General features: G+C 63.9%; 10 protein-coding genes. 8 read left to right on the top strand and 2 right to left on the bottom strand.

The window, feature by feature from the left end:
• Positions 1–36: 36 nt before the first annotated feature.
• The gene (urtA, locus tag WBR57_RS22115) at positions 37–1,245 is read right to left on the bottom strand and encodes an urea ABC transporter substrate-binding protein (RefSeq protein WP_424086607.1); all 1,209 of its coding nucleotides are present in this window, start codon (positions 1,243–1,245) and stop codon (positions 37–39) included.
• A gap of 310 nt (positions 1,246–1,555) precedes the next feature.
• Here urtA and WBR57_RS22110 point away from each other — a divergent pair, with 310 nt between their 5' ends.
• Positions 1,556–4,939 carry an ATP-binding protein gene (locus tag WBR57_RS22110; RefSeq protein WP_424086605.1) on the top strand — a complete coding sequence of 1,128 codons (3,384 nt, stop codon included), beginning with the start codon at positions 1,556–1,558 and terminating at the stop codon, positions 4,937–4,939.
• A complete protein-coding gene (locus WBR57_RS22105; protein ID WP_424086604.1) occupies positions 4,914–5,579 on the top strand; it encodes a response regulator in 666 nt (221 codons plus the stop codon). Before WBR57_RS22110 ends, WBR57_RS22105 begins: the two co-directional genes overlap by 26 nt.
• A 55-nt stretch (positions 5,580–5,634) precedes the next feature.
• Here the strand turns inward: WBR57_RS22105 and WBR57_RS22100 are convergent, their stop codons facing one another.
• Complete coding sequence (locus WBR57_RS22100; RefSeq protein WP_424086602.1) at positions 5,635–6,465, bottom strand: IclR family transcriptional regulator; 831 nt, start codon at positions 6,463–6,465, stop codon at positions 5,635–5,637.
• A gap of 242 nt (positions 6,466–6,707) precedes the next feature.
• Between WBR57_RS22100 and WBR57_RS22095 the strand changes: the two genes are divergently transcribed.
• The 6 genes from WBR57_RS22095 to WBR57_RS22070 form a co-directional block, all read left to right on the top strand.
• Positions 6,708–7,736 (top strand): ABC transporter ATP-binding protein, encoded by a 1,029-nt coding sequence (locus tag WBR57_RS22095; protein WP_424086600.1) that lies wholly within the window; start codon positions 6,708–6,710, stop codon positions 7,734–7,736.
• Complete coding sequence (locus tag WBR57_RS22090; protein ID WP_424086597.1) at positions 7,733–8,578, top strand: ABC transporter permease; 846 nt, start codon at positions 7,733–7,735, stop codon at positions 8,576–8,578. Before WBR57_RS22095 ends, WBR57_RS22090 begins: the two co-directional genes overlap by 4 nt.
• A 4-nt stretch (positions 8,579–8,582) precedes the next feature.
• Positions 8,583–9,377 carry an ABC transporter permease gene (locus WBR57_RS22085; protein WP_424086595.1) on the top strand — a complete coding sequence of 265 codons (795 nt, stop codon included), beginning with the start codon at positions 8,583–8,585 and terminating at the stop codon, positions 9,375–9,377.
• Complete coding sequence (locus tag WBR57_RS22080) at positions 9,377–9,667, top strand: (2Fe-2S)-binding protein (RefSeq protein ID WP_424086593.1); 291 nt, start codon at positions 9,377–9,379, stop codon at positions 9,665–9,667. Before WBR57_RS22085 ends, WBR57_RS22080 begins: the two co-directional genes overlap by 1 nt.
• Complete coding sequence (locus tag WBR57_RS22075) at positions 9,664–11,007, top strand: FAD-dependent oxidoreductase (protein WP_424086591.1); 1,344 nt, start codon at positions 9,664–9,666, stop codon at positions 11,005–11,007. Before WBR57_RS22080 ends, WBR57_RS22075 begins: the two co-directional genes overlap by 4 nt.
• Positions 11,004–11,640: NAD(P)/FAD-dependent oxidoreductase (locus tag WBR57_RS22070; RefSeq protein ID WP_424086589.1), on the top strand; the 637-nt coding region annotated here is incomplete at its 3' end. The genes WBR57_RS22075 and WBR57_RS22070, both read left to right, overlap by 4 nt.

The raw sequence follows: 11,640 nt of genomic DNA, 5'->3' as shown, positions 1-11,640 counted from the left end.
CCCCCTCCCACATTTTGCTCTGTGTATGCCTGGGGCTTATTGGTAGCCTTTGGGGAACGGGTTCGGCTCGATCAGATCCGACTCGTAGATCACCTTGAACTGCCCATTGGGCTGCACTTCACCGATGCGCGACTTGCTCCACAAGTGATGGTTCTCGTGAACCTTCACGTAGCCTTCGGGTGCGGTTTTCAGCTCGATGCCAGGCGAGGCGGCGACGACTTTATCCACGTCGAAACTGCCGGCCTTCTCCACGGCGGCCTTCCATAGCCAAGGGCCGAGGTAGGCGGCCTGGGTCACGTCGCCGATCACCGCGTCCTTGCCGTACTTGGCCTTGAAGGCTTCGACGAAGGCTTTGTTGTTCGGGTTGTCCAGGCTCTGGAAGTACTTCATCGAGGCATAGAAGCCGGCCATGTTTTCGCCGCCGATGCCGAGCAGTTCGTCTTCGGTGACCGACAGGGTCAGCAGGGTTTGCTTGGATGAGTTCACCCCCGCCGCATTCAGCTGTTTGTAGAACGCCACGTTGGAGCCGCCCACCACTGCCGCGAACACCACGTCAGGTTTCTTCAGCTTGACCTTGTTGATCAGCGAGCCGAACTGGGTGTTGCCCAGCGGATAGTAGTCTTCGCCGACCACGGTGCCGTGCAGCACGTTTTCGATGTGCTTGCGCGCGATCTTCATCGAGGTACGCGGCCAGATGTAGTCGGAGCCGACCAGGTAGAAGGTCTTGGCGCCCTTGGTCTTGGCGATCCAGTCGAGGCTGGCGAGGATTTGCTGGGTGGCTTCCTGACCGGTGTAAATCACGTTTTTCGACTGTTCCAAGCCTTCATAGAAGGTCGGGTAGTAGAGCAGGCCGTTTTCTTTCTCGAAGATCGGCAATACGGCTTTGCGCGAGGCCGAGGTCCAGCAGCCGAACACGGCGGCGACCTTGTCGTTGACCAGCAACTTCTTGGCCTTTTCAGCAAAGGTCGGCCAGTCGGAGGCGCCGTCCTCCTGGATGACCTTGATCTGCCGGCCGAGGATCCCGCCCGCAGCGTTGATCTGCTCGATGGCCAGGCGCTCGGCCTGGATCGAGCCCGTCTCGGAAATCGCCATGGTGCCGGTGGCTGAGTGCAACTGACCGACAGTGACTTCGGTCGGGGTCACGGCCAGACCTTCGTTATCGGCCAGCACGCCTTGGCTGAACAGCGCGGCCGCCAGCAATGACAGGGCCAGCAACGGTGTGGAGCGGATCAATCGTGATGCCATGGGGCGACTCCTCTGCAATGAGGGGTCCAGCATGGCGGCAGCGGGCCGGCGCGGGTATACGCAGGCTGACGTAACCGTGTACGTCATTTGACGTATGCCGTTGCGCACCATTTCGGCGCAGGATCACGCCCGCCCTGACACTGGAGACCAACTGTGGGAGGGGCTTGCCCCCGACAGCGGCCTGGCAGTCAGTGCATTTGCCATTGGCCCACCGCGATCGGGGGCAAGCCCCCGCCCACATTTGCATCTCAACGCACTTGAGGGCATGGAACTTGCTCGCCAACCTCGCCCTCCTCTGGAGTTAACCACCGTGCACCCTTCCTCCGGCACCCAGCGCATCGTCAAGATCCGCCGCGACTACAACAGCTGGGTCGCCGACGAGACCATGGAAGACTACGCCCTGCGCTACACCCCCAAATCGTTTCGCAAATGGTCGGAACTGCGCATCGCCAACACTGCCCTGGGCGCGGTGTCGTTCCTGGCGCTGGAGGCCATCGGTGGCGTGCTGGCCTTGAGTTACGGGTTCACCAACACTTTCTGGGCGATCCTGGCGATCAGCCTGGTGATCTTCCTCACCGGCCTGCCCATCAGTTATTACGCCGCGCGCTACGGCGTGGACATGGACCTGCTGACCCGTGGCGCCGGCTTCGGCTACATCGGCTCGACCATTACCTCGCTGATCTACGCCAGCTTCACCTTCCTGTTCTTTGCCCTGGAAGCGGCGATCATGGCCCTGGCCCTGGAGCTGTATTTCCATATCCCATTGGCCTTCGCCTATGTGATCTGCTCGCTGCTGGTGATCCCACTGGTGGCCTACGGCGTGACGCTGATCAGCCGCCTGCAACTGTGGACGCAGCCCCTCTGGCTGCTGTTGCTGGTATTGCCCTATGGCTTTGTGTGGTGGAAAAACCCTGACGCCTTCAGCGACTGGACCAGCTTTGTCGGGCGCAGCGGCGATGGCGGTGAGTTCAACCTGCTGGCGTTCTGCGCCGCCTGCACCGTGGCGCTGTCGCTGGTGACGCAGATCGGCGAACAGGTCGACTACCTGCGCTTCCTGCCGGAAAAAACCGCCGCCAACCGCAAGCGCTGGTGGGCCGCGCTGCTCTGCGCCGGCCCCGGCTGGATCATCCCCGGCGCGCTGAAAATGTTCGCCGGCGCGTTTCTCGCGTTTCTCGCGCTGCAACATGAAATCCCCATGGAGCGCGCCGCCGAGCCGACCCAGATGTACCTCGTCGCGTTCCGCTATGTGTTCAGCTCGCCGGAGTGGGCCCTCGGTGCGATGGTGCTGTTTGTGTTCATCTCGCAGATGAAAATCAACCTGACCAACGCCTACGCCGGCTCCCTGGCCTGGTCGAATTTTTTTGCTCGCGTAACCCACAGCCACCCCGGCCGCGTGGTGTGGCTGGTGTTCAACGTGGCCATCGCGCTGATGCTGATGGAGCTGGGCGTGTTCGATGTAATCGACCAGGTGCTGGGCCTGTACGCGAATATCGCGATTGCCTGGATCGGCACGTTGGTGGCCGACCTGGTGATCAACAAGCCGCTGGGGCTGTCGCCCAAACACATCGAGTTCAAGCGCGCGCACCTCTACGACATCAACCCGGTGGGCGTCGGCGCGATGCTGATTGCCTCGCTGCTGTCGATCCTCGCCCACTTCGGCCTGTTCGGCACCCTGGCCCAGGCGGCGCCGCCCTTTGTCGCGCTGGGCACGGCCCTGGTGATGGCGCCGCTGTTGGCCTGGCTGACCAAGGGCAAGTACTACATTGCGCGTACCAGCGACGTGCAGTTGATCCACCCAGTGGCGCCCGCGACCCATGCAGTGTGCGGGCTGTGCAGCAACCCGTTCGAAACCGCCGACATGGCGTTCTGCCCGGCCTACAGCACGCCGATCTGCTCGCTGTGCTGTTCACTCGACGCGCGCTGCGGCGATCGCTGCAAACCCCACGCACGGTTGGTCACCCAGTTTGAAGGCGTGTTGCGCTGGCTGCTGCCCAACACCCTGATGCCGCGCCTGCACACCCGTCTGGCGCACTACCTGGGGCTTTTATTGGTGCTGGAGCTGCTGCTGGCCGGCGCTTTGGCGTTGATCTACGTGCAGGCCGCGCAAGGCCTGCCGCATTCGGAAACCTTGTACCAGGCGTTTTTCAAGGCGTTCCTGACTCTCTCGGTGCTCGCCGCCGTGCTCGCCTGGTGGGTGGTATTGACCCGCGAAAGCCGCCGCGTCGCCCAGCAAGAATCCGACCGCCAGACCCTGCTGCTGATGCACGAAATCGACGCCCACAGCCTTACCGACCAGGCCCTGCAACAGGCCAAGGAAGCCTCGGAAGCCGCCAACGCCGCCAAGAGCCGCTACGTCACCGGGTTGTCCCATGAGCTGCGCACGCCGCTCAACAGCATCCTCGGTTTCACCCAGATTCTGCAGCGCGACAGCGCCATGCCCGAGCAGCATCAGGACGCGCTGGCGACGATTCTGCGCAGCGGTTCGCACCTGCTGTCATTGATCGACGGCCTGCTTGATGTGGCCAAGATCGAAGCCGGCAAACTGCGCCTGGAGCTGACCGAAATCCCCTTCCCCGAACTGATCCACGACCTCGAACAGATGTTCACGCCCCAGGCCCAGGACAAGGGCCTGCGCTTTCGCCTGGACTGCGTGGGCAAAATCCCGGCGGTGGTGCGCGGCGATGAAAAACGCGTGCGGCAAATCCTGATCAACCTGCTCGGCAACGCGGTGAACTTCACCGACAGCGGCGAGGTGTGCCTGCGCGTCAGCTACATGCGCGAGACCGCCAATTTTGAAATCGTCGACACCGGGATCGGCATCGATCCGGGGCAGATCGAGCGGATTTTCCAACCGTTCGAACGCGGCGACCTGATGCGCCAGGACAAGGGCGTGGGCCTGGGTCTGACGATCACGCGCATGCTGACCGCGTTGATGGGCGGCGAGTTGCGCGTGACCAGCGAGCTGGACAAGGGTACCTGCTTCCAGGTGCGGCTGTTCCTGTCCCAGGTGCGTGCGCCGCAGGCGGTAGTGCATGTGGAGCACGACATCGTCGGCTACCAGGGCGAACGCCGACGCATCCTGGTGGTGGACGACCATGTGGACCATCGCAAGGTGCTCAGCGGCATGCTCACGCCACTGGGCTTTGAGGTGGTGCAGGCTAGCAATGGCCAGGACGCGATCCGCCAGGTCGCGCTGCTGGCGCCGGACCTGATTCTGATGGACCTGTCGATGCCGACCCTGGACGGCTATGAAACCAGCCGACTGATCCGGCGCAATGCGCTGTCCACCGCACCGATCATCGTGATCTCCGCCAACGCCTTTACCGACGACCGCGAACGCAGCATCGCCGCCGCCTGCAACGACTACCTGGCCAAGCCGGTGCGCACCCCGGAACTGCTCGGGCGCCTGCAACACCACCTGGGCCTGCAGTGGCTGCGGCGCACCAAAACCTTTGCCGCGCCGCCGCCACCCAGCGTGCTGCCCAGCCCGGAAGACCTCGCCGCGCTCGCCGAACTCAGCGCCATCGGCTATGTGCGCGGCCTGCACGCCAAACTCGACACGATCCTTGAACACAGCCCCGACGCGGCGCCTTTCATCAACAAGGTGCGCGGGCTGCTCAAGGGTTTCCGCCTGGATGAACTCAACCGAACCCTCAAGGAGGCCGAAGATGAATGCGCTCACCCGCAGCACTGACCCCGGCGTGGTGCTGATTGTCGACGACACCCCGGACAACCTGGCCGTGCTCTCCGATGCCCTCGACGACGCCGGCTACATGGTGCTGGTGGCCCTCGACGGCCTCAGCGCATTGAACCGCGTGCAACGCCGGCGCCCGGACCTGATCCTGCTGGACGCGATAATGCCCGGCCTGGACGGTTTCGAAACCTGCCGCCGGCTCAAGGCGATGCCTGCCAGCGCGGACATCCCGGTGGTGTTCATGACCGGGCTGACCGACAGCAAGCATGTCGTGCAGGGTTTTGAAGTGGGCGGCAGCGACTACGTGACCAAGCCGATCCAGACCGACGAGGTGCTGGCGCGCGTGGCGGCGCATTTGCGTACGTCGCGCATTTTGCTGTCGGCGCGGGAAGCGTCGCAGCCGAGCGTGCTGACCCTTGAAGATGCGCCGGCGCAGCGGCTGCTGTCGGCCAGGTTCCAGTTGACCGAGCGCGAGGTGGAGGTGTTGCGCTGGGTGGCGTGTGGGAAAACCAATCGCGATATTGGCGATATTCTGGGGTTGAGCCCGAGGACGGTGAATAAGCATCTGGAGCATGTGTATGTGAAGCTCGGTGTGGAGACTCGCACAGCCGCCACATCCGTTGCGTTAGCTGCAATCTAAATGTGGGAGTGGGCTTGCCCGCTCCCACATTCATCTTCATTGTTTTGTAGAGCGGTTAGCCGCCGAAGGTCTGCGAAGGCCTGCGCAACGTCGGATCAAACGGGTTGATTCTCGGCCCGATCGCCGCCGCCTCGCGCTTCAACAACTCCACCACCATCGGCAGGCGGCTCGGCCCCAGACGGTCGCTGATGGTCGCTACACTCAGCGCCGCCACCGCATGCCCATCCCGGTTGAGGATCGGCACTGCCAACCCCGCCATGCCCTCCAGCACCCCGGTATTGCGCGCCGCATAGCCCAGGCGCCGTACGTTCTCGACCTCCGAGCGCAGCAGCACCTCGTCATACAGATGAAAATCCTTGAGGCGTGGCAGGTTGTAGCGGATCACCGTCTCGCGCTCTTCTTCCGGCAGAAACGCCAGGATCGCCAGGCTGCCCTGCCCCACACCCAGCGCCACGCGGCCGCCGATATCGCCGGTGAACGTACGGATCGGGTACGGGCCTTCGCTGCGGTCCAGGCAGATCGCGTCAAAGCCGCTGCGCGCCAGCAGGAACAATGAATCGCCCAACGAGGCGCTGAGGCGCAGCATGCTCGGCCGCACCAAGTCGCGCAGGTTGCCGGTCTTGCCGGCGTTCGCCGCCAGCGCAAAAAACTCCAGGCTCAGTCGGTAGCGTTTGCTGCGCGCATCCTGCTCGACCATACCTTCGTCCATCAGGCTGCGCAGCAGGCGGTGGGTGGTCGGTTGGGACAGGCCGACCTGCTGCGCCAATTGGGTCACGCGTTCGCCGCCCTCGGGCACCGCTCCCAGGGTACGCAGCAGCGCAAACAAGCGCGACACGCCACCCGCTCCAACTTCCTTAGGGCTTTCATTCCGCTCAGTGGAATCCATAGAAGCATTTCTCATGATTAATTCTGCTGACTGAATAAAACTGAAAAAACTACTCCATTGAGTGAAATTCCATCTTCCGCCCATCCTAGTCTTCGTCCTAATCTGCGTCCACAGGGGCGAATTGAACAACAACCCGGCAGCCGACCAAGATCGAGCGCCAACGCACCCGCAACACCCTTTTCGCATCTGCCCAAAACAAAAAAGCGCGTTTCGACGCGACTCAAAAAAGGTGGAACGCAGACATGGCATTTCTCCAACTCAACGCCTTGAGCAAACGCTACGGCGCCGTCGATGCGGTGGTCGCCACCGACCTTGCGGTGGAAAAAGGCGAGTTCGTTTCCCTGCTCGGCCCTTCGGGCTGCGGCAAAACCACCACCCTGCAAATGATCGCCGGCTTCGTCGATGTCAGCGGCGGGCAGATTTTGCTCGACGGCCGCGACATCACCCACGCCAAGCCCGCCAGCCGTGGCCTGGGCGTGGTGTTCCAGAGTTATGCGCTGTTTGCGCACATGAGCGTGCGCGACAACGTCGCCTTCGGCCTGAAGATGCGCAAAGTTCCGGCCGCCGAGATCGCCAGCAAAGTCAAAACCGTGCTCGACCTGGTACGCCTGGCCCCGCATGCCGAGCGCTACCCACGCGAACTGTCCGGAGGCCAGCGCCAGCGCGTGGCCCTGGCCCGCGCGCTGGTGATCGAACCGCCGGTGTTGCTGCTCGATGAGCCGCTGTCCAACCTCGATGCCAATTTGCGCGAAGAGATGCAGTTCGAGATCCGCCGCATCCAGTGCGCGGTCGGCATCACCACCTTGATGGTCACCCACGACCAGGCCGAAGCCCTCTCCATCAGCGACCGCGTGGTGGTGATGCAGGCCGGGCGCGTGACCCAGATCGACGCGCCGTACACACTCTACGAACACCCGCGCACGCGCTTTATCTCTGACTTCGTCGGCAAAGCCAACCTGCTGGCCGGCGACTACGACGAACTCGGCACACCGCAGGTGCGCCATGAAAGCGGCGATGGCGAACTGACGCTGAGCCTGCGCCCGGAAAAAATCCAATTGGTGGACGCGGGTACAGGCCGCCTGCAAGGCAAAGTGCTCGACCGCTACTTCTTCGGTAGCCAGTGGCTGTACCGCCTCCACACCAGCCTCGGCGAAATCACCGTGGTGCGCAGCAACGACGGCAGCGCGCCACTGGGCAATGGCGCGACGGTGGGCCTGGACTGGTCGGCCGAGCTACTGCGCGTGCTGGCGGCGGATGAGGTGCACGCATGAGTCGCGGTTACTTACTCTCGCTGCCGGCCCTGCTGCTGTTCACCGGGCTGCTCATCCTGCCGCTCGGGCTGACGCTGGTGCTGTCGTTCAACGTGTTCGATTACCAGGTAGGCGTCAAGGGTGATGAGTGGACCCTGGCGCATTACCTGGCGCTGCTCAGCGATTCGTACTTCTACGAGATCTTCTGGCGCACCTTCTGGATCAGCGCCTTGGTGACCCTGCTCTGCGTGGTGATCGGCGTGCCCGAGGCCTACATCCTCAGCCGCATGGGCACGCCCTGGCGCTCGATCTTCCTGATCCTGATCCTCACGCCCTTGCTGATTTCGGTGGTGGTGCGCGCCTTCGGCTGGAGCCTGCTGCTCGGTGCCGACGGGCTGGTCAACCAAGTGATCCAGGCCCTCGGCGGGCGGCCGGTGAAACTGCTCTACACGCCGTTCGCAGTGATCATCGCGCTGGTGCACGTGATGCTGCCGTTCATGATCATTCCGGTGTGGACCTCGCTGCAAAAGCTCGACCCATCGGCTGAACACGCGGCGCTGTCGCTGGGCGCCAGCCAGGCCACGGTGATGCGCAAGATCGTGTTGCCGCAGGTGATGCCCGGCGTGCTGTCCGGCACCTTGATCGTGTTCGGCCTGGCCGCCAGCTCGTTTGCGATTCCCGGCCTGCTCGGCGGGCGGCGTCTGAAAATGGTCGCCACCGTGGTGTACGACCAGTACCTCTCGGACCTCAACTGGCCTATGGGTGCAACCATCGCGGTGGTGCTGCTGTTGGCCAATCTGCTGATCATGCTGAGCTGGAACCGCATGGTCGAAGGCCGCTACAAAAAGTCCCTGGGGGTTTAAGCGCATGTCCAGAAACGGTCCTTTGGCCCTCGGCTTTCATAGCCTTGTGGTGGTGTTCATGATGGCGCCGCTGGTGGTGGTGTGCCTGGTGGCCTTCACCCCGGAAAACACCTTGAGCCTGCCGACATCGGGCTTTTCACTGCGCTGGTTTCGCGCGGTGTTCGAGCGAGCCGACTTTATCCAGGCCTTCTACAACAGCCTGATCCTGGCGTTTACCGCCGCGACCCTGGCCACGCTGATCGCGGTGCCGGCGGCCTTGGCCATCAGCCGTTATCAGTTCCCCGGGCGCAACTTTTTCAGTGCCTTGTTCCTGTCGCCGATCATCATCCCCCACCTGGTGCTGGGGGTGGCGATGCTGCGCCTGTTTGCGCTGATGGGCGTGAATGGCAGCTTTACCTGGCTGATGCTGGCGCACGTGGTGATCATCACCCCGTATGTGCTGCGGCTGGTGTTGGCGGCCGCCATCGGGATTGATCGCAGTGCCGAACAAGCAGCGGAATCACTCGGTGCTGGCCGTTTTACGCTGTTCCGCCAAATCACCCTGCCGATGATCTTGCCGGGGGTGGCCGGGGGCTGGTTGCTGGCGTTTATCAACAGCTTCGATGAAGTGACGCTGTCGATCTTTGTCAGCTCGCCGGCCACGCAAACCCTGCCGGTGCGCATGTACGTGTACGCCACCGAGTCCATCGACCCGATGATGGCGGCAGTGTCGGCGCTGGTGATCGCGCTGACGGCGGCGACCATGATCCTGCTTGATAGGGTCTACGGCCTGGACCGCGTGCTGGTGGGGAAACACTGATGGCCTTGTTCAAACGATTGGCCGAAACCAAGCGCCCTGCCCTGGCCTTCACCCTTGACGGCCAACCCGCCACCGGCCTGCTTGGCGACACCCTGCTGACCGCTATGCTGACCTGCGCCGAGCACGTGCGCGGCAGCGATTTCAGCGCCGAGCGCCGCGCCGGGTTCTGCCTGATGGGCGCGTGCCAGGACTGCTGGGTGCGTCTGGCGGATGGGCGCCGCGTACGGGCCTGTTCGACGCTATTGGAAGAAGGCCAGGCGATCAGCCGCGAGCCGGGGCGCCACGCATGAAGCCAGTGGTGATTGTCGGCGCCGGCCCGGCGGGGATCAGCGCGGCGCGCAGCCTGCTCGACCATGGCATAACCCCCTGCCTGGTGGATGAAAACCTGCGCGGTGGCGGGCAGATCTATCGGCGCCAACCAGCAAATTTCCAACGTTCGCCAAAGCAGCTCTATGGGTTTGAAGCGGGCAAGGCGCAGGCCTTGCACCGCACCATGGACGACCTGGCGCGGTTAATCGACTACCGGCCCGAAACCCTGGTGTGGAACGCCGAAGACGATCGCCTAGACATACTCAATCACGGCCGCGCCGAGAGCCTCGACTATTCGCGGATCATCGTCGCCACCGGCGCCACCGACCGCATCCTGCCGGTGCCGGGCTGGACCTTGCCAGGCGTCTACAGCCTGGGCGCGGCGCAAATCGCCTTGAAGTATCAGGGCTGCGCGATTGGTGAACGGGTGGCGTTTTGCGGCAGCGGGCCGTTGCTGTACCTGGTCGCCTACCAATACGCCAAGGCCGGGGCCCAGGTGGTCGCGGTGCTCGACAGCGCGCCCTTCAGCGCACAGTGCCGCGCGTTGCCGGCGCTGCTCGGGCAACCGGCCACCTTGGCCAAAGGCTTGTATTACCGCGCCTGGCTGACCGCGCACGGAATTCCCGTGCATCAGGGCGCGACACTCAAACAGATCGACGGCGAACAACGCGTCACGGGCATTCGCTGGGGCACGCAAGCCTTGGAATGCGACGCCGTGGCCTTCGCCCATGCCTTGCGCAGCGAAACCCAACTGGCGGATTTGCTCGGCTGTGAATTTGCCTGGAACCGCTTGAACCGCGCCTGGTTGCCGCAACGCGACAGCGCCGGGCGCAGCAGTGTGAGCGGCGTATACCTGGCCGGCGACGGCGCCGGCATCATGGGCGCGGATGCCGCGCAGATGGCCGGCGAACGTGCGGCGCTGGCCGTGCTGGAGGACGCAGGCGTCGCCATCGATCATCGCCGCCCGGCAGTGCTGGAGCAGCAACTGGCACGTATCCAGCGCTTTCGGCAGGGCTTGGAAACCGCGTTCCCCTTCCCTGAACACTGGGCAGCGCAGGCGTCGGATGAACTGGTCGTGTGCCGCTGCGAAGAGGTCAGTGTGGGGGACGTGCGTGCGGCGGTGGATGAGGGCCACTGGGAGATCAACCGGGTCAAGGCCCATTGCCGCGTCGGCATGGGCCGCTGCCAGGGCCGGATGTGTGGGCTGGCGGCGGCGGAAATTGTCGCCGAGCGCAGTGGTCGCGGGATTGAAAACGTCGGCCGCCTGCGTGGCCAGGCACCAATCAAGCCGCTGCCGTTTGGTGTGGAGGTGCAGCCATGATCGACGCGATCGTGCTGGGCGGCGGGATCGTCGGCGCGTCGGCGGCCTTGATGCTCGCGCAAAAAGGCCAGCGTGTGGCCCTGGTCGAGCGGGATTTCTGCGGCTCGCACTCCAGCGGCGTGAACTACGGCGGCGTACGGCGCCAGGGCCGCCCTTTGCACCAGTTGCCGCTGTCACAGCGCGCCCATCAGTTATGGGCCGACTTGCCGGGCTTGATCGGCATCGATGGCGAATACGTGCGCTCCGGGCATTTGAAGCTGGCACGCAGCCATGCGGATTTTGCCGCGCTGCAGGCCTATGCCGAACAGACCCGCGGCTTCGGCCTGGGCTTGCAGTTGCTGGAGCACGCCGAACTGCGCGCGCGCTTTCCGTGGGTCGGCGATATCGCGGTGGGCGCCTCGTTGTGCGCCGAAGACGGGCATGCCAACCCGCGCCTGGTATCGCCCGCCTTCGCCCGTGCCGCGCAACGCCTGGGGGCATCGGTATACGAGCAGGCTGAAGTGATCCGTATCGAGCATGACAGCCACCAGTTCCAGGTGCACTGCGCCAACGGCCTGCACCTGCAGGCGCCGTGGCTGCTCAACTGCGCCGGCGCCTGGGCCGGGACCGTCGCCGCGCAATTTGGCGAGCCGG

Origin of the sequence: Pseudomonas sp. (genome assembly GCF_049590575.1) — a bacterium.
Lineage (GTDB): Bacteria > Pseudomonadota > Gammaproteobacteria > Pseudomonadales > Pseudomonadaceae > Aquipseudomonas.
The sequence above is the reverse complement of the archived record's forward strand: the minus strand, read 5'-3'. Positions and strand labels throughout refer to the sequence as shown.

What these genes read in the sequence shown, in the direction of transcription:
- WBR57_RS22085 (WP_424086595.1), top strand. Translation starts at nt 8,583, where the DNA reads ATGTCCAGAAACGGTCCTTTGGCCCTCGGCTTTCATAGCCTTGTGGTG.
- WBR57_RS22105 (WP_424086604.1), top strand. Translation starts at nt 4,914, where the DNA reads ATGAATGCGCTCACCCGCAGCACTGACCCCGGCGTGGTGCTGATTGTC.
- WBR57_RS22095 (WP_424086600.1), top strand. Translation starts at nt 6,708, where the DNA reads ATGGCATTTCTCCAACTCAACGCCTTGAGCAAACGCTACGGCGCCGTC.
- urtA (WP_424086607.1), bottom strand. Translation starts at nt 1,245, where the DNA reads ATGGCATCACGATTGATCCGCTCCACACCGTTGCTGGCCCTGTCATTG.
- WBR57_RS22080 (WP_424086593.1), top strand. Translation starts at nt 9,377, where the DNA reads ATGGCCTTGTTCAAACGATTGGCCGAAACCAAGCGCCCTGCCCTGGCC.
- WBR57_RS22100 (WP_424086602.1), bottom strand. Translation starts at nt 6,465, where the DNA reads ATGGATTCCACTGAGCGGAATGAAAGCCCTAAGGAAGTTGGAGCGGGT.
- WBR57_RS22075 (WP_424086591.1), top strand. Translation starts at nt 9,664, where the DNA reads ATGAAGCCAGTGGTGATTGTCGGCGCCGGCCCGGCGGGGATCAGCGCG.
- WBR57_RS22090 (WP_424086597.1), top strand. Translation starts at nt 7,733, where the DNA reads ATGAGTCGCGGTTACTTACTCTCGCTGCCGGCCCTGCTGCTGTTCACC.